At 50.0% G+C, this 17,847-nt stretch carries 15 protein-coding genes, 1 tRNA gene and 1 pseudogene; 4 read left to right on the top strand and 13 right to left on the bottom strand.

Annotated elements, in window-relative coordinates; translation table 11 throughout:
* Positions 1-152: 152 nt before the first annotated feature.
* The 6 genes from ABVS15_RS06745 to ABVS15_RS06720 form a co-directional block, all read right to left on the bottom strand.
* Positions 153-1,952 (bottom strand): VirD4-like conjugal transfer protein, CD1115 family, encoded by a 1,800-nt coding sequence (locus ABVS15_RS06745; RefSeq protein WP_369282973.1) that lies wholly within the window; start codon positions 1,950-1,952, stop codon positions 153-155.
* A complete protein-coding gene (locus tag ABVS15_RS06740) occupies positions 1,949-2,413 on the bottom strand; it encodes a PcfB family protein (RefSeq protein ID WP_369282972.1) in 465 nt (154 codons plus the stop codon). The genes ABVS15_RS06745 and ABVS15_RS06740 overlap by 4 nt, the downstream gene beginning before the upstream one ends.
* Positions 2,414-2,511: 98 nt before the next feature.
* The gene (locus ABVS15_RS06735; protein WP_369282971.1) at positions 2,512-3,297 is read right to left on the bottom strand and encodes a phage antirepressor; all 786 of its coding nucleotides are present in this window, start codon (positions 3,295-3,297) and stop codon (positions 2,512-2,514) included.
* A gap of 16 nt (positions 3,298-3,313) precedes the next feature.
* On the bottom strand, positions 3,314-4,270 hold the full coding sequence (locus ABVS15_RS06730; RefSeq protein WP_369282970.1) for a DUF3991 domain-containing protein: 957 nt from the start codon (positions 4,268-4,270) through the stop codon (positions 3,314-3,316).
* Between the two features lie 207 nt (positions 4,271-4,477).
* Positions 4,478-5,359: a ParB/RepB/Spo0J family partition protein gene (locus ABVS15_RS06725; RefSeq protein WP_369283024.1), complete on the bottom strand. Its 882-nt coding sequence runs from the start codon at positions 5,357-5,359 to the stop codon at positions 4,478-4,480.
* Positions 5,360-5,372: 13 nt separating this feature from the next.
* A complete protein-coding gene (locus ABVS15_RS06720) occupies positions 5,373-6,185 on the bottom strand; it encodes a ParA family protein (protein ID WP_369282969.1) in 813 nt (270 codons plus the stop codon).
* Positions 6,186-6,357: 172 nt separating this feature from the next.
* Here ABVS15_RS06720 and ABVS15_RS06715 point away from each other — a divergent pair.
* Positions 6,358-6,810 (top strand): annotated as a pseudogene (locus ABVS15_RS06715) (site-specific integrase); the annotation flags it as partial.
* A gap of 67 nt (positions 6,811-6,877) precedes the next feature.
* Positions 6,878-7,297, top strand: a complete 420-nt coding sequence (locus tag ABVS15_RS06710) for a hypothetical protein (RefSeq protein ID WP_369282968.1) — start codon at positions 6,878-6,880, stop codon at positions 7,295-7,297.
* 517 nt (positions 7,298-7,814) lie between these two features.
* Here ABVS15_RS06710 and ABVS15_RS06705 read toward each other — a convergent pair.
* The 4 genes from ABVS15_RS06705 to ABVS15_RS06690 form a co-directional block, all read right to left on the bottom strand.
* Positions 7,815-8,588 (bottom strand): hypothetical protein, encoded by a 774-nt coding sequence (locus ABVS15_RS06705; protein WP_369282967.1) that lies wholly within the window; start codon positions 8,586-8,588, stop codon positions 7,815-7,817.
* Between the two features lie 262 nt (positions 8,589-8,850).
* Complete coding sequence (locus ABVS15_RS06700) at positions 8,851-10,056, bottom strand: amidase domain-containing protein (protein WP_369282966.1); 1,206 nt, start codon at positions 10,054-10,056, stop codon at positions 8,851-8,853.
* 391 nt (positions 10,057-10,447) lie between these two features.
* The gene (locus tag ABVS15_RS06695; RefSeq protein WP_369282965.1) at positions 10,448-10,993 is read right to left on the bottom strand and encodes a hypothetical protein; all 546 of its coding nucleotides are present in this window, start codon (positions 10,991-10,993) and stop codon (positions 10,448-10,450) included.
* A 161-nt stretch (positions 10,994-11,154) separates the two neighbouring features.
* Entirely contained in the window at positions 11,155-11,727 is a 573-nt protein-coding gene (locus tag ABVS15_RS06690) for a hypothetical protein (RefSeq protein ID WP_369282964.1), read from the bottom strand.
* Positions 11,728-12,577: 850 nt separating this feature from the next.
* Here ABVS15_RS06690 and ABVS15_RS06685 point away from each other — a divergent pair.
* Positions 12,578-13,180, top strand: a complete 603-nt coding sequence (locus ABVS15_RS06685) for a DUF4367 domain-containing protein (protein WP_369282963.1) — start codon at positions 12,578-12,580, stop codon at positions 13,178-13,180.
* A 6-nt stretch (positions 13,181-13,186) separates the two neighbouring features.
* A complete protein-coding gene (locus ABVS15_RS06680; RefSeq protein ID WP_369282962.1) occupies positions 13,187-13,612 on the top strand; it encodes a hypothetical protein in 426 nt (141 codons plus the stop codon).
* 404 nt (positions 13,613-14,016) lie between these two features.
* Here the strand turns inward: ABVS15_RS06680 and ABVS15_RS06675 are convergent.
* The 3 genes from ABVS15_RS06675 to ABVS15_RS06665 all read right to left on the bottom strand — a co-directional run bounded on the left by ABVS15_RS06675 (position 14,017) and on the right by ABVS15_RS06665 (position 17,757).
* A tRNA-Pro gene (locus ABVS15_RS06675) sits at positions 14,017-14,092 on the bottom strand.
* 313 nt (positions 14,093-14,405) lie between these two features.
* Complete coding sequence (locus ABVS15_RS06670; protein ID WP_369282961.1) at positions 14,406-15,041, bottom strand: Vat family streptogramin A O-acetyltransferase; 636 nt, start codon at positions 15,039-15,041, stop codon at positions 14,406-14,408.
* Positions 15,042-15,252: 211 nt separating this feature from the next.
* Positions 15,253-17,757 carry an FAD-dependent oxidoreductase gene (locus ABVS15_RS06665; RefSeq protein WP_369282960.1) on the bottom strand — a complete coding sequence of 835 codons (2,505 nt, stop codon included), beginning with the start codon at positions 17,755-17,757 and terminating at the stop codon, positions 15,253-15,255.
* Between the last annotated feature and the right edge of the window lie 90 nt (positions 17,758-17,847).

Here is a 17,847-nt window from a genome sequence, read left to right as displayed (position 1 = left end):
CCTCCTTTTAAATTCGTTATTTGAATGGATGCTATCCAGATATATGACGGAGCCTTTTAGCTCCGGCTGGACAAAGCAAATGCCTGCCGATACAGGCTGAAAAATAAAAATTCCCTCTCCGCGCTGTGCAAGGCACAAAACGGAAAGGGAGGTCAGGGCGTCTGCTCGGATTCAAACTCATACAGCTCATAGGATTCGTTGGGTTTGACCTTGAGCCGGGTAGACAGAAACCGGGCGATGTCAAAAGCATTCTTTTCATCGGCGTCGGCCAGATATTTGTAATTCTTGTGCCGTGTAAGGTCGTATTTGTCACTGAAAAAGGGTCTGACGCCGCGAAGCTGCAAAATGCACTTGGAACCGTCCATCACGGCCAGTTCATCCATACTCATCAGTTCCTTGCCCAGCTTCTGAAAGTTCTTGCCGTAGGATGGCGAATTGCCTCTGGTTTCGCTGTTGTTAAACATGTCGATGGTTTCTTTGCCCAGACTTTCGGTCAGGTCCTTGAGGGTGGTTTTTTCCGCACCGCCCAGGAAAATCCGGGCGTCCATATTGCCCACAATCGTATCACAGGCATCCTTATACAAGCTTTTGAGCTGGCTCTGTGCCTGCAAAATGACGCAGGCCGAAATCTCGCGGCTTCGTATGGTGGCAATGAGCTTATCAAACTTTGGAATCTGCCCGATGTTCGCAAATTCGTCTAAGAGGCATCGCACATGCACCGGCAGGCGGCCGCCGTATTCGTTGTCGGCCTTATCGCACAGGAGGTTAAAAAGCTGGCTGTACATGAGGGCGGCAATAAAGGAAAAACTGTCGTCCGTATCCGAAATGATAATGAACAAGGCGGTCTTGCGGTCGCCCAGCGTATCCAGCTCCATCTCGTCGTAAGCAATCAGCTCCCGCAGCTCTTTTATGTCGAACGGAGCTAGTCTGGCTCCGCAGGAAATCAGGATGGATTTTGCTGTTTTTCCCGCCGCCAGCTTATATTTTCGATACTGCCGCACGGCGAAATGCTGCGGTGAACGCTCCTCCAGCGCGTCGAACATGAAATCAACCGCATTTTTATAGGATTCGTCATCCTCTCTGACCTCCATGGCGTTAATCATTTCCACCAGCGTATTCATGTTGCGCTCCCGGTCGGGGGCTTCATAGTGGATATAGCCGATCAAAGCGCAGTACAACAACGTTTCTGCCTTGACCCAGAAGTCGTCCCCGGATTTCCCCTCGCCCTTGGTGTTGGCTACCAAAGCCGTAACCAGCTTGAGAATATCCTTTTCCGAGCGGATGTATTGGAACGGGTTATAATGCATGGATTTGGCAAAATCAATGGTGTTCAGCACCTTGATCCGGTAGCCGAACCGCTGGAGCATCTTCCCGCACTCAATGAGGACGGTGCCCTTGGGATCGGTGCAGACATAGGACACCGGGTATTTCTCCGACTGGCACTGCATGAGGTTTGGCTTGAGCCAGAACCTGGTCTTACCGGAGCCGGAGCCGCCTACAATCAGCACATTTTTATTCCGGGCATATTTGGCCGGTCGCGGTCTGCCGTTCATGGTCAGTCCCTCGGTCTGCGTCAGAATAATGTTGTTATCGGGATTCTCGTCCATATATGGCTTGATGTCTTTTTCCGTACCCCACCGGGCGGAGCCGTATTCTATGTCCTTGCGCCACTTCTTGGCGTTCTTCTTTTTAAAATACACAATGCCGTAGATGGCGGCGGTGCCCGCAAGACCGGACAGCAGATCGTGGGGATCGAAAGACGGTACGGGGCTTGCCAGTGCCGTGTCCAGCCTGCCGACACAGAGAATCAGCTGCTGGATAACATCACCTCCGGCCGCCAGCCGCCATGCTCCGCCCACCTTATTGCAGAACCAGAATACCAGCACATAGGGAATATTGGGCAGTACCCGCTTTTTCACCAGCGGGAACCAATCGGGAACGCGGTGCTTCATAGCTCATGACCTCCCCGATCTTTGTTTTTCACCCGGTCGGTGACCTGATTCTTCGCAAGCTCCTTCATCCTGCGCAGCGTACCCAGCACGGAGGGCTTTTCAGCGGTTTTGCTAAGCGTTTTCCGGCTGTATTCCGAAAAGGCCGCCGTCAGCGACTCTGTCTGCCGCGCCTTAAAATACACCGTATATTTGGGCGGGACGGTGGCTGCGTCTTTTTCAACGTGATAGCTGACGCCGTGCTTGCGGGCCACGCGGTCAAAATCCCGGATTCGTCCCATGACCTCAATATTGGAGGTATCCCCGCCCAGCGTCCGGTTCAGGCGGCGCAGGCTCTGACGGCCGGACTTGGGTGTATCGCGGGATTTTTTCATCTGCCGCAGAGCGGCGGCCATGGCCTTTGCCAGCACTCGGCTTGTCAGCTTGGCTGTCTTTATGGAGAGCGCCACGGTTTTTTCGTTCACTTGTTCTTGAATGGCTCCTCAACTCCTTTCTTCCTGATTTCTATAACATGGGGCTTTAGAGGGAGGTGACCGGGCATGGCCGGGAAATGCAAACGCCGTCATGAATCGGCCTCCTCGGGATTCGGAGTGCGGGTCATACCCGGCAGGATGCCGCATTCCCGCAGGGTTTCATACAGGAACAGGCGTCCTGCCTGTGTCCAGTAGGTGCGCGTCGAAGCTGCGGTTTCATTGATGTAATAAGTGCGGGTGCGGGTATATCCCTGATCCGCATAACGCTGATACGGGAGCCAGATGCCGCCCACACGATACTGAATGCCAAGCCGGTGCAGGAGCTGGTTGAAGGCGACGGCTGACATGCCGTAATCCTTGGCGATGATGCTCACCGGCATCACCTGGGGGCACTGGAGCAAAAGCTCGCAGTAGCGTGCCTTTGGCAGTGCCGCGTCCAGCCGCTCCCGGAGCCGGTCGTTTTCCGCCTGTTCCTCCAGCAGCGTTTCCAGCATAACCTGAGAAAAATCACTGCTGGACAGCATCTGTTCGATGACCTCCGGTGTAATGTATGCCCCATGCCTGCGGAGGGAGGGTAAAATCTCCGATGTCACCCAGCGCTTGAACTTTTTAGCTGTCGGCAGCTTGCTGGACAGTATCAGGGAATATAAGCCTGACTCGTTGATGATGAGCAGCTTTTGTGTTCCTCCGGGGGTTACCATTTCGGTAACCCCTTGGTCTTCCTCATCAACGTGGCGTTTTACATCTCTTGTGACATTGGAATAGCCCAGAGCCGCCGCAACATCTTTGCCAATGAACCAGGGCTGACCCTCAATCTCCAGAACCCGAACCTTACCAAACTCCTCGCTGTGAAATTGTTGCAGTTTGTTTTCCATGCTGTTTTCTCTCCTCTCAAATAGAATGATCCGCCCTGGGGCGGCATGGCCGTTCCTGTTCTCTGGTCCGGTGCCGGAGGAACAGCAGCGTATCGTTGTAATCCTTTCCTACAGGCGGCGGTGCGCGTCCAAAGGCAATATGGGAAAACGTATCCTTACCGGACAATCCGGCGATTCGCTTCCCCAGCCGTTCACCGGCCTCGTCATTGTCCGTACAGATCAAGCAGTCGGTGACGCCGGGATGCCGCTCCAGAAAATATTCCACCGCCAGAATGGAGGTGCCGCCTGTTGCCAGCCGCCAGCCGTCAAAAGCGTCATAGCCCTGCTTCCACATGCTCTGATGGGAAAGGGAATCTATCGGTGCTTCAAATATTGCAAGCCGGTGGCCGTTTTCCGCATTGGCCGGGGGCAGAAGAAAGCCATAGCGTTTATCGCTGCCGTCCAAATCCCGCCGAAACTGCCCGGATATACCGCGCATACAGCCAAAGCGGGTTTTGCCCTGCTCATTCTTGCCGGTAAACACACAGTTGTGATTCAGGGCGCTTTCATATAAAATCCCGGCACGGATGCAGGCTGCGATTATCTCACGGTCAATGCCCCGGCCTTGCAGATACGCGCTCACGCGGTCATTGTTCCGGTTGCGCGGCGGCAGCTTAAAGGGCAGCCTTTTCTCCGGCTTAGGGACTGGCGGGGCATAAGACAAGGAAAGATCGTCGCAGAGGGTACGAACGGCCTCCACAAAGCTCAGATTCCGCACGTCAATCAGATAATTGAGTGCCGTTGCGGTTTTTCTCCCGTAATCACGGCTGTTCCAGCACCATTTCCCATTGGAGATCACAAAGCTGTCGTGGTCGCGCAGGACATATCGGTTCGGCCCCTGCCGGACAAGGTTCTGCGGTTCATGACGCTGCATATATGCGAGAATATCTACCTGCTTTGCCTGCGCGATCTGTTCCTCGGTTACGCCGGGCAAGGTATATCACCGAAAACCTTTTGCCCTTTGGAACATCCTTGGAGCCGATTGTAAATCCTTGTGTTTTGCGTCATGCCGCAGCCTCCTTTCATTGTTGTGAAAAGCAAAAAAGCCCCGGCACGGACGGCATATACCGTTCGCACCAGAGCAATGGGGGAATGAAAAAAACAGAGCGTCCGCTTTTACACGAACGCCCTGCCTGTTCTGTTATTCATTGGCGGCGCGCTTTCTGCGCCAGCCTTCCAGCAGCTTCAAAATGACGGTTTCCATCTGCTTGGGAGTGTATTCGGATGGGAAATATTCCGACAATCGGCTTCCGGTCAGAGTGATTTTTGCGGGCGGCTTCTTTTCCTCGCCCATGATTTCGTCCAGAAGCGCTCCCGTGAGAGTGCCTGCCTGACTGTACTTTTTCAGCCGAAGCGCCTGGGAATGGGAGGGGGTCGCTTCATATTTCGCCATACAATCCAGAAGTGCCGACTGCTCTTTGCGGGAGAGATAGGAAAGCTCCACGGCAGGGTTAAAGGCGATCTTGCCCCCATCGGTCCTATCCAGCAGGCCAGGCACCAGCTCGGTGAGGCGAATGTAACGGAATATCTGACTTTTGCTTTCTCCTGCCTGCTTGGCAACCATATCCGCGGACAGGGTGCCGGGTACAACGCCCTCCAGCTTCACACCTCGATGATTGAGGGCTTCCAGCTTCATACGGTATGCCCATGCCTTTTCACTGGGCAGAAGCGTTTCCCGCTGGAGGTTGGTATCCACCATAATAATGGTCGCTTCATCATCGTCCATTTCGCGGATAATGACTGGCATGGTGGCTTTTCCGGCCAACTCACAGGCGCGCTTGCGGCGATGCCCTGCAACAATTTCATATCCGCCCTCCGGCCGGGGTCGCACAATACCGGGCACAAGTACGCCGTATTTCTTTACGCTTTCGGCGGTTTCCTGCATACCTTCGTCGTCCCGCACCTGAAAGGGGTGGTTTTCAAAGGAAAACAGTTCGTTCAGGGGAACCTCCTGCACCTGTTCCACAGAGGTCTGTACGGCAGGGCCAATCTGAAAGATATCATCATAGCTGGCGAGAGCCAGCGTTCCTTTTGTTTTAGGCACTGGCAAGCACCTCCCTTACATGGGGGTCGCAGGAGGCAAGGAGCTTCTCCGTCAGGCTTTCATAGGCGGCGGCAACCTTGCCGTTGGGGTCATGTGCATAAATGCTTTTACCCAGCTTGGCAATTTCCGAGGCTCTTACCGAACGAGGGATTTTTCCGAATATCCGCAGCTTATCCCCATAGGCCGCTGTCAGTGTTTCAATAATTTCCCGCGCGTCGTTGGTGCGCTCGTTGACCATTGTGAGAAGAATGCCGGTGATGGTAAGCTCCGGATTGATCTGGCGGCGCACACGGGCTACAGTTTTGAGCAGAAGCTCCAGTCCCTTTGCGGGCAGATATTCCGCCTGTACGGGAATGAGAACGGAATCCGCCGCCGCAAGGGCGTTCACCGTCAGCATTCCCAGCGAGGGGGAGGTGTCTACGAGAATAAAATCATACAGCGGCTTTACGGCTTCAACATATTGCCGCAGGATGGTTTCGCGGCTCATGGCATTGACGAGAGAAATTTCTACCCCGGAAAGCTCAATGCTAGCAGGCATAAGATCAACGCCTTCGATCTGGCGGATGATCCCCTCCGATACCGGCATAGGATTTTCCTGTAATATCCCGTTCATAACATTTGCGAGGGTGACGGGCAGTTCCTCCGGCTTTGGAAAGCCGAGGCTGATAGTAAGCGATGCTTGTGGGTCGGTATCCAACAAAAGAACCTTTTTCCCCTTACGGGCAAGACCAAAACCTAAGCTGGAGGTTGTAACTGATTTTCCGACACCGCCTTTTTGATTGGATATGCTAATTACAGTTGCCAAATAGTATCCCTTCCTTTCCCGAAGAATTTCGGCGCTAACATAACAAACAGTTTTTCCGCATGGTTTTTACGTTAGTTTTCTCTTTGGAAAAAGAATGAAAAAATAACGACGAACCTATGAAAACCCTTTGTTTATGCGGATTTCTGGTTTCGTCGTTATTATACTATAAGGGCATACCTTCGCTACACTGTCCCTACAAAACGGCATGGATGTGAAAACCCTCTCCGCCATGCTGGGGCATGTGTCGGCAGCCACCACGCTGGACATCTACACCCACATCACCGACGATATGCGCCACGCAGCCGCCGCTAACATCGACCGTGGCATCGGCAAGGTGGAGCCACAGCAGGACGATACAGGGGCAGAAAAGCCGAAGATGACCGACTTCAAGCCCTATCTGGGCCGCCAACGCAAGCCCGGCACCGGCTGCATCAGCGAGATCAACGACTACCTGTTTGAGGGGCGGTACTCCCCCATGTGGCCCGACGGCAAGAAGCACGCAAGGAATGTGTATGCCCACACTCTCGAGGAATGCGAAGAAAAGCTGGGCGGGTTAATTGCTAAGATGAAGGCTGAGATCACCATGTTGAAAGCAGCGAAACAATGTTCAATAACACAGCGATAACCAAGGTAATACAGACGGCTTAGAGGCTATTCCGAATTAGGCTATCAGGTAAAAATCAGCGAGCAGGATGACAACACCAGCAAAAATTTACGACAGTCAGGAATGCGCCGCCGCCTTTGCTGAAGACCTGTCCAATACCGCAAGAAGCATTCTGATTGTCAGTCCCTACATCCAGGAAAACCGCATTACACGACTTCTACCTATTCTGGAAAACGTGGTGTCGTCCAGTGTTCGCGTTACCGTTTATACGAAAGTCCTCGAAAGCTATAATCCCGATCAGGAGCCCGGAATTGCGTCTGCAATTGCCATGCTGAAAAACGCAGGAATTTCCGTTGCTATGCAGGCAAATCTGCAACAGCACTATGCCATTATTGATGAAAGTACCGTTTGGTACGGCAATATTAATTTCTTGGCATTCGGAAGAAAGAACGCGGATACTCTGCGGTTTGAAAATGCTGAGATTGCCGGAGAGCTTTTGGAAATATAATAAGGTATACTAAGGGGCCTGTTGACACTACCGGAAATATCTGCAGAATCTGCTCCTATCGAGTTAAATTCTGCGTTGCTGCAAATAAAGGAAAACGCCATCGGGAGCATACATGTAACCGATGGCGTTATTCTGTAAATCTCACTCACAATCGTTTGCCTTTTATGTGAGTGAGTTGCATGATGGTAATGAACCTTAAGTTAGATCCCTTGATAGCCCAGCGAGCCATCCATGAGCGCAACACAAGGATATAGCATACTTTAAATTGATTTCAACTCAAGAGAATAATGCCGGTAACGCCACTAAAGTTTGTAGACTTCTTGATCGGGACGAACTCATTTGAAGGCAATGAACAGATAGCAGGCACATCTCAGCACGAGATTAATCAAATTTAAAAATTTTGCATAGCCAAGATGGGACTGGCACCAAACGTCAGTTGCAGAAGCCTTGACAAATTTATGATTGTCTTCAATATAAGTGCTACAGTTGTAGCTACGCGATCAAATGTAGTAGCTATTTACATTTCAAAAAAGTAATTGAGATATGCCTGAAGCATTTGATCTTTGTCTAGCAGTGGAATATCCCTGGCATCTGCAGGATTGATTGGATCGCTCTGATTACGAATCAGAAAGTCTGCAAGACTTTTTAAAGAACCGCAGACCCGTTCAATGCCCTCACTGCCCTCGTCATCATGAAGCCTGTCTTTGCTGATGCATTTTCCATTTTTATCCACGATAAAGGATTCCAAATTACTGCTGCATCCATCATCATCATAAGTAGGATGCTTTAGATCTTTGAGAGCATCTCCCAATCCATAAAAGTAAATTCCTTGGAATGTAACAACATAAGTTGTCGTTCCATCATCATTTTCCTGACTGCCTAAAAGCGTAAGGGCAGGAAACACAAGGTCCGTGCTACCCTTACCCAATACGTCCTCTCCTAAAACAGAATTGTTAAATTGACCCACAGCCAAGTTGTAGAGAGTGGCGTCTGTTCCGGTCAGGCCGAAGGTATCAGCCGTTGGAATTGGAAACTCATTTGAATAGATTTTTCCGCCCACGTGAATCTTTTTAGGCGTATTTTGCTGTGCCGGAGTGCCTGACGATACTGAATTTGACGATGCATTAGATGAAGAAGTCGGTTCCATAGATGTGCTTGGCTCTGTTACGCCTGATGATATACCAGACGAAGAATTTGTTTGATCAGCATTGCCTCCACAACCCGCGAGAAAAAGAATACCAATGGTTAAAAGAAGAACGACACTTTTTTTAAAAAAAGTCTGATTAAGCATAATTAGCAACAACCCTTCCTTTTTTATTCAAAGCTCAATTGTCTTTTACATGACAGTACACTACTTCTGATCAAGGGCCTGTACCAATGTTATCATAATGGCTACTTCTCTTTAGAAAAGATCTATACTGCGATTCCTGCGATACCGTGTCGTAGCCACATCACAATTTCAAAGCTGTTAAATCTTTGGTACAAAATGTAGTGATGGGAGATGGGAGATGGCAAATGATCATCTCCCATCACTCTTTAAGAATATTTAAAAATTATTGTGGAGTCCACGTGCCAGTATGAGAATCCCAAACCGGAATATAGAAATCCATAACCGTTTTGTAATAATTGCTCATTTTTATATTGCAATGGTCAGTCGTATGCGCACTATAATAGGCAGTTTGCCCATCATTACTTGTGATAATGCCGACATGAGCCTCATCAGTGAGAGATGATGGAAAATACATGATGCTCCCGGCGAAAGCGCGATTCCACGTACCAGTTCCAGCATGGAACACAATATCATTATCGAGCATATAGTCAGTAATCCCATAGTGACCCGGTGATTTTCTGGGGCCACCAGTCAATCTCCAGCAGCTTGAATCATCATACCACACACCATCCTGTGCTACTCCTCCTGCGCTATAGCACTGAGAAACAAAGTTTGCACAATCCGAAGAATAGTGCGCATATTTGCTTCCGTCGGGCCTATGTCCAGTCGGGAAATTGCTCTCTTGTTTCGCATAATAAGCCGCATCTACACGATCTAATTCTTGTGCTCTTGACGTGCTTGACGCTCTGACCCCTCTGACCTGATTGCTGCTATTGCCAGAGATGATATTGCTTACGTCATTACGAGCATTTTCCATGACCTCCTGCGCAGTAGGCACAAAAGAAGACAACGGCTCATCAACGTAAACTGCACGGCTAGCAGAAGAGTGAAGTTCATCGTATGTGTGAACCTTGACTTCCGCATTTTCGACTGAAAGCGTGTTCAAAAATTCATTGGAATTAATATCGGAATTGCTGGATTTCAGCAACAGCGGAACAGACACAATAAATTCTGCGTTGTGAGAAAGTTCTTTTCCGATATGTTCACGCTCCAATTCTCCACGCCAAATGGTCAGATAATCGTTAGCTCTTTGAAGCTCGCTTTCATCGGTCAGGTCCTCCATTGCGGCCAAAACACCCTGAATATACGGAGCATCATCCGGGGTTTTCGCTTTGATTTGAGTGGTATAAGAAACATCGACTACATAATTTACTTCGCCTGAGGTCGCTTCAACATTTGTGATTTCTCCAGAAACGTTGGTAACGTCATAGTAATCCTCAAGAAGTTGTGTTGTAGTATTACATGCTAAATTAGTAACATTGTTCTGGGTTACATGGGGTGCACTATCGTTCTCTACTGCAAACGCCGGAACGCACAGGGACATGCACATCACCACTGCCAGAGCCAAACTCATCATTTTCTTTTTCATGTTATACCTCTTTTCTCATTTTGTAAAGAATCCGCCGGAATAGAGATATACAAAATGTCATTGCGATAATACTTACTGCATTGGTCTGCTCTTTTCGTGCCCCCGGGGGGTGGGATCGTCGGTTTCGGGTCCCTTCATAATAATAGTGTCTGGAAAACCGAAAAAGCGGACAAACATTTAATATTTTTTGAAATGCTTTGCTTTTCATGTGCTGTTACTGGCTTTGCCGAGATCGGCAGGCCAGCGGTATGTTAAACCAGCGCGAGACGCATTCTGAGAAACGAATAAGGGACAGAGCCGCGGCTCTGTCCCTTATGGGGTGGGTTGGGTTTGCGTTCAGGCGCGAGAACCGCCCATATGTTCTGATTAAAATTCGTTGTATCGGCTTACTTTACCAATCCTCAAACATAAATAGCAATTCAGAGGAATCAGCACTGATTCCAACCAGACTGATTTCGCCGTGGTTCCAGTTGTTTTCCTTATAGGGCTTTTGATAAATTACATAAACCGTCAAATCGGACGGTATCCCTTTTTCAGCATAGTCGAACACTGTCAGGGATTCCGCATAAACCCCCATGGATTTTGCGTCCGTCTGCGTGGGAGAACCGGACCAAACCGCCCTCTGTGTGGCCGCTTGCTGATACGCTTGAACGGAGTCAAGGTTCGTCTGGTACTTCAGGCATAGAGACGTGCCACCCATGTCAGAGTCATAGGAAAAATGTACTTTCTCAGCGGACTTCGGAATCTCATCGGGAAAAAGAGCCAGCGCGGAAGTCCCCGGATAATTTAAGGATTGAAGAACGGAGGGATAATCCTCCGGGTCCTGTGTTGATGGATTAGCGGCATTTATGGCAGTGCGGAACAGGAGCATCAAAAATAGGCACAAAAATAATATAACTAACACGATTACCGTGCTTTTTACGGTTCTTTTCTTCACGGTATCCTCCATAGTTGCTAATTAGTTAGCAGGAACCTCAAATAAATGCAACATTATAATAACCTGTGACTAATCATGATCGTTTCCTGTGTAGCAAGGCGCAAATCCTGTGATTTGCGCCTTGCTACACGCAGAATTGAAAATAAAGGCTTCTGACAAAATTAGAGGTTATAGACTGTGGTATAGAACGGCAGGATTTCTCCTCTATCCTGAGCCAATGCTAAGAAGTTTGTTGCTGTCTCGGCCAACTCGTCGTAACGATCGTTATAGTCAAAATCATAGCGGTCAGAGAGCGTGATTTGCTTTGTGCTGTCGTTCCTCGTCCAATTGTAGAGATGAATGGCATAATATAGATCTTGAGAGCTATTCTTAGTGCTAAATGTACCACTCCCGCTGCTGGGGTAGCCATTCCTATAGGTATTCCAGCAGGATTGCTGACGAAGTGCAGTTACCATTTCAGGAATGTAAATTGAATCAAGTTTATTGTTATCTTCCATATGAATTAACAATTCTGCAGACAGATAACAACTTTGGGTATTAAAATACGTCACAATTGCCGCTATACCAACTTTTGTGGCGCCACTCGCACTTGTGAGAGCTACACCATTACGTTGATAGTTTATGTATGTGTTCATTAAATCATTGGCAGAGTTAATTAAAGCTTGAAGTTTCTGATACGATTCCGCATTACAATTTTCCTGCTTAGCTCGAAACACATTGATTAACTCTGTCATTTCTGCTTCAACGCTGGTACCTTCTATCGTGAGCGCATCTTAAATTGCGAGAACGGTTTCTTGACATGATTTTTCCAATCCGATATCAGAGGTTCCGGGAGTCGTGTTTAACACGCTTGCAAACGCCGGGACACACAGGGACAGGCACATCACCAGTGCCAGAGCCAACCTCATCTTTTCTTGTTCATGTTATACCGCTTTTCTCATTTTGTAAAGAATCCGACGGGATAAAGATATACAAAATGTCATTGCGATAATACTTACTGCATCGGTCTGCTCTTTTCGTGCCCTCGGTGGCATGGGTGCGTCGGGTTTGTGTTCCTTTGTAATACTAGTGTCCCAAAAGCAGGAAACGGCGACATTCTTCTTCAAAATTCCTTATTTCTTTATGGGTTGGTTATGCTGGGTTGTAAATCATTTGCTTTCTTTGGTGAAGACAGCCTCTAAACTAGCATTCAGGCGACCCTTTCGGGTCGCCTGAATTACAAGTGGTGAACTATCTATCCGATTTCACTTTTGCAACCTTGCTACAAAAAACTTATATGCTCCTGTAAAAATTTTTTGTACAGCCGTGATAGCAATCGCAGTAAACACCCATATAATGGTGGTTTTGTTTATAATGACAATGAGCACAAAAAGGAGTACACTTACGAAGCAAAGCATCGCCTGCAAATATAAAAACATGCGTCTTTTGGCTCCCGTAATATTAGTATAAACATCAGTTTTATTTATATTTCGTAATATGGTACATATAGAGAGCAGGCATTTGTATTGAGTGCTTGCTCTCTATATGTACCATAATAAGAAAAACAAACTTGTCCATAAACACAAAAACGAGGAACAGGCAGATTTGAAAGCTCCCCAGCCCAAACGGGCGGGTCATAGATTCCTGCGGGTCCTTGCAGTTGCTGCCGCCATTATTTGCTTGTGCGCAGTCACTGCGAGTGCGTTTGAAATTAACATCTTTAAGATGTTTGCGCAGTGGACGCAGGAAATTTTCCAATTCCATACCGAAGAAGTTTCGTCGCAGGGAGCGGAGTATGCCTCCGGTACCATGTTGGATACAAGCCAGACATTGGAAGGCGCATTGATAGAAGCGGGCATCACACAGCCCGCTTCGCCAAAGTGGATTCCGGAAGGTTTTGCTTTTTCCGGCGTGAAGTCCTATTTAGACATTGGGGAACCAATGTATACCGCGCTTTATGAAGATGAAACAACAGACCATACGATTATTGTATCTGTAAATGTGCATCAAAAGCCACAAGCCTCTGTGCAGGAAAAGGATGACAGTCAGGTCACTGTATATACCGCAGGCGGTATAGATCATTACTTTATGCAAAACGAGGGCGTGTTGTCTGCTACATGGTTTGTGGGTAATTTGGAGTGCAAAATCAGTGGTGATGTTTCGGAAAGCGAGATGGAAACTATGATCAATTCTATTTATGAGGAGTAAATTGAATTGAAAAAGGTTGTTTCAAGAAGCATGTCTCTGTTTCTAATATTGCTCTTTACATTCAGTCTTTGCGTCCCAGCAAGCGCCAGTGTGCCTATTCTTCGTTCCAGCAGATATTTAAATTCATATGACGGCGTAGTCACCCGCGAAGGCGGCGGAACAATCAAAATTTCTTTTACTGTCATCGGCACTCGCGTGATTGATGAAATCGGCGCAAGTCAAATTGTTGTGGAAAAGCAAAGCGGAAATTACTGGATTCCTGTAAAAACGTATAGTAATACGAAGAATCCCAAACTTTCCACTACAAACGATTATTCTTATGCCAACTATGTCCTGTACGACGGGGAGGCTGGAGTTAACTATCGCGCTGAAATCACAGTGTTTGGAAATACGGATTATCGGACAATTACAACCTCATCTCAGAGGGCTTAATTATCTTGGAACAAGGCGCTCCGGCTATATGGCCTGAGCGCCTTTCCTTTTAAATGCATTTTAGCCGTAATACCGACCGCAAGAGGGCCCCCACAATTCCGATTTTCACAAAAAATCCAAACGTGTGGAGGCCCTTTATGACAACTATAAACTTGCGGGACTATTACATAGAAGATCAGACTATCGAGGTTTCAGATGAAGTGGCCGAAGATCTGCGTTCGGACAAACTGTATGATCGAAGCATATGTAGGTGAACACTCAATGGACAAGGCAGTATCATAAAAGCTTGTGGCTGATTTGTTGATCGTTATCAATATAGCGAAATATCGCTAGCCAAAACGCGAATTCTGCGCCGCTATAAGCAAAGAAAAAATCCGCTGAAATCAACAATTTCAGCGGACTTTTGGTCCGAGTGCAGAGATTCGAACTCTGGGCCTCCTGGTCCCAAACCAGGCGCGCTACCAACTGCGCTACACCCGGATATTTAATTTTTCGGTAGCTTTTCATCCGTGCAGAAATCAAGAAAACCACCGTGTGTCAACGGCTTCCGGCGTTTCGTTTTTGCCTGCCCCGGATACCGGCACGGCACTCCCAAACCACCCGCGATGTCGGCCGGCCTGCCCGAATCCTGTACTTGCCTTATATAGCATCGGCGCGATACAGCCATTGTAACATATCATATATAATCGCTGCCGCTTTGCTATTATACCAGCAGTGAGGGCAGAGTTCAAGAAAAATTACACGTTTTGTCGCTCCGCCCCCTGCGTACATATTTGAATTTGCAGGGCAACGCTCAGACAATCCCTTTAATTTCATCCAAATTTGCACTGCACAACGCATCCAGATTGTCAAAAATTTTCTCAGGGGTCCAGTCCCACCATTTCAGACGCAGCAGATAGTCTGTCAGCTCATCTTCAAACCGCTTGCGCAAAATCTTGCAGGGATTTCCCCCGGCAACAGTATAGGGTGGAACATCTCTTGTGACCACAGAGTTTGCCGCAATAATTGCTCCGTCCCCGATGTGCACGCCGGGCATCACAGTGACATTCTGCCCAATCCACACGTCGTTTCCCACCACGGTATCCCCCTTAAAGGGCAGGTCTTCCAGCGCCGGGGTAGCTTTCTCCCAGCCGCCGCCCATGATGTTGAAGGGATATGTGGTAACGCTGCACATGCGGTGATTCGCGCCGTTCATCACAAACTCAATACCCTTGGCAATGGCGCAGAACTTTCCAATAATCAGCCGATCACCCAAAAACTCATAATGGTGGGTAACGTGGCTCTCAAACTGCTCCGGGCCTGTATTGTCGTCGTAGTAGGTATACTCCCCCACCAAAATATTGGGCCGGGTGACGATATTTTTTATAAAGCATACGCTTTTGATGGCCTCGTTGGGATAAATTGCGTTAGGATTTGGTCCGTATTGCATTTCAAACCACCTCTTTCATTCGTCCCTCCAGCCTTGGTGCGGCATTCCTGCCCGCCCCTCGGCTAACAATGCTCATCCCTTTCCAGCATGTGTTCGGCTCCCTTATAATAACACACTTATGAGCGCAGGTAAAGGCATGACTTCCCTTTCAGGACGCCATGCCTTTTTCCGCTTTATGGAACACCCGGTTTCCCGTTCCTCCCGCATTGCTTTAAATAAACAGATTCACGTTGGACTCCTCCGCGTCGCCCAGATACGCGCCCACGCCACCCAGCTCCACGCCCTCGATCAGCTCTTCTTCCTTGATGCCCATGACATCCATGCTCATGGTGCAGGCCACAATTTTCACGCCCTGCCCCATAGCCTTATGAATCAAAGCCTCCAGAGAGTCTACATTTTTGTCATTCATAATTTTTTTCATCATGGCAGTGCCCATGCCCGCCATATTCATCCGGGAAAGTTTCAGCTTTTCGCTGCCCCGGGGAAGCATTCCGCCAAACATAGATTCCATAAAGGTCTTCTTTATCGGCTGTTTTTCCGACTTGCGCAGGGCCGTCAGCCCCCAGAAGGTGAAGAACATGGTCACGGGACGGCCCATGGCCGCCGCGCCGTTGGCGATGATGAAACTGGCCAGCACCTTATCCAAATCACCGGAGAAGACGATGATGGTCTTCCCTTGAGGCGCGATGACCTGCGTTTCCGGGGCGGCAGGGGCAGCGGCCCCGCTTGCCGGGACAGTTGCCACAGGTTCCGCCATACCCTTGCGCACCAGCGCCACATAATCCGTCCCCCGGCGCTCACTGACAATTAGCGCGTTTCCCGTGCGGCGACACCAAGCCCCAATGTCCTTTACAAAGCCGGGGTCGGAAGCGGTGACCTCCAGCGTTTCCCCGTCTCCCATCTCCTTCATAGTTTCAAATACCTTCATAATCGGGCCGGGACATTGCAGTCCGTTGCAGTCCAGCCGGATCGTCTCTTTGGGTGTGCTTGGTGAGGCGCTTGCCGCCTCCTGTCCGCTGTCCGTCACCGCCGGGGCCGCCTGAGAAGTCTCCCCAAACTGCCGATAATGGGTAGACTGGTAGAACCGTGTCCCGGCGGGATACAGTAGGATATTGGTAAAGCCCTTTTGCATCAGGACGCGGGCGGCGTTATAGGACCGCACACCGATTGCACAGAATACCAGAATGGGCTTCGTGCGGTCCACCTCGTCCAGCCGGTCCCGCAGCTCTCCAAGAGGAATGTGAAGGGCGTCTTCCAGCGGAAACGCCATCCGCTCCGCGTCTTCCCGTACGTCCAACAAAACCGCATCAGGCAACGTTTCCACCGCGTCCCAATCCGAAAAGCAGATTTTTCCTGCAAGCACGTTTTCCGCTGTAAAGCCCAGCATATTGACAGGGTCCTTGGCAGAGGAATAGGGCGGGGCATAGGCCAGCTCCAGCTCCGTCAGCTCCCGGACGCCGCCGCCCAGCCGCAGGGTTGCCGCGATGGTGTCAATCCGTTTGTCTACGCCGTCATAGCCCACAATCTGCGCGCCGAACAGCATCTTCCCATCCATGGAGAACAACAGCTTCAAAAACATGGGCACCGCGCCAGGGTAATAGCCTGCGTGGGAATTCTGGGTAATTACGGCCCGCTCATAGTCCCGGCCTTGAATCATACCACGCTGTGTAAGCGTCTTTTCGTTCACACCCGTTGTTCCGGCGGTGAGGTCGAACACCTTGAAAATAGAGGTACTTTGCGCGCCCCGGTAAACAGAACTGCCGCCTGCGATATTGTCCGCCGCGATGCGCCCCTGCTTGTTGGCAGGGCCTGCCAGCGGAGCCATGGCCCGCCCGCCGAACACCAACTCGCCTACCTCCGCAATGTCGCCCACGGCATAAATATCCGGATCCGTCGTACGCAGAGAATCGTCTACCACCACGCCGCCGCGCTGGTTCAGCTCCAGCCCCGCCGCCTTGGCCAGCTCGTTGTTGGGGCGCACGCCGATGGATAACACCACAAAATCCACGGTGACCTCCCGCCCGCTTTTTAAAACGATGGTCACCTTCCTGCCATCATCCCGGAAAGAGTCCACCCCGTCGCCAAGGGACAGGTGCACGCCGTTTGCCTCGATGTTTTCGTGCAGAACCTGGGCCATTTCGTAGTCCATAGGCGCCATCACCTGATCCAGCATTTCCACAATGGTGGTGTCCAGCCCCGAATGGTGAAGGTTTTCCGCCACCTCCAGCCCGATGAAGCCGCCGCCGATGACCGCAGCCGAGCGTGCGCCGCTCTCCCGGGCCATGGCCCGCAGCCGGTCTGTGTCCGGCACGGTCCAAAGCGTACGGATACGGGGCGAATCAATGCCGGGAATGGGTGGGCGGATGGGAGAGGAGCCGGTGGCCAGCACCAAATGGTCGTAAGGCTCCTGATAAACCTCGCCCGTGACAAGGTTTTTAATTTCCACGGTCTTTTTCTCCCGGTCAATAGAAAGCGCCTCATTCTGCGTGCGCACATCCACCCGGAACCGTTGGCGCATCACCTCGGGCTTTTGCACCAGCAGCGCGTCCCGGGAGCGAATCACATCTCCCACGTAATAAGGCAGGCCGCAGTTGGCGTAGGATATGTATTCCCCCCGCTCCAGCAGAATAATTTCGGCCTCCTCATCCAGCCGGCGCAGCCGCGCCGCGCAGCTGGCCCCTCCGGCAACGCCGCCGATGATCACGACCTTTGACATAGCTTCTCCTCCTTGCCGTGCGGCCTCTCCGGGCGCACGTCTATTTTTTAACAGTATATGCCCACCGGAGCGGTTCTTCTGTGACGTTGT

Source organism: Oscillibacter sp. GMB15532, assembly GCF_041020825.1.
Lineage (GTDB): Bacteria > Bacillota > Clostridia > Oscillospirales > Oscillospiraceae > Oscillibacter.
The sequence above is the reverse complement of the archived record's forward strand: the minus strand, read 5'-3'. Positions and strand labels throughout refer to the sequence as shown.

Coding starts and splice junctions, on each gene's coding strand:
- ABVS15_RS06745 (WP_369282973.1), bottom strand. CDS start 1,952: ATGAAGCACCGCGTTCCCGATTGGTTCCCGCTGGTGAAAAAGCGGGTA.
- ABVS15_RS06735 (WP_369282971.1), bottom strand. CDS start 3,297: ATGGAAAACAAACTGCAACAATTTCACAGCGAGGAGTTTGGTAAGGTT.
- ABVS15_RS06710 (WP_369282968.1), top strand. CDS start 6,878: ATGACAACACCAGCAAAAATTTACGACAGTCAGGAATGCGCCGCCGCC.
- ABVS15_RS06705 (WP_369282967.1), bottom strand. CDS start 8,588: ATGCTTAATCAGACTTTTTTTAAAAAAAGTGTCGTTCTTCTTTTAACC.
- ABVS15_RS06700 (WP_369282966.1), bottom strand. CDS start 10,056: ATGAAAAAGAAAATGATGAGTTTGGCTCTGGCAGTGGTGATGTGCATG.
- ABVS15_RS06690 (WP_369282964.1), bottom strand. CDS start 11,727: ATGACAGAGTTAATCAATGTGTTTCGAGCTAAGCAGGAAAATTGTAAT.
- ABVS15_RS06670 (WP_369282961.1), bottom strand. CDS start 15,041: ATGCAATACGGACCAAATCCTAACGCAATTTATCCCAACGAGGCCATC.
- ABVS15_RS06665 (WP_369282960.1), bottom strand. CDS start 17,757: ATGTCAAAGGTCGTGATCATCGGCGGCGTTGCCGGAGGGGCCAGCTGC.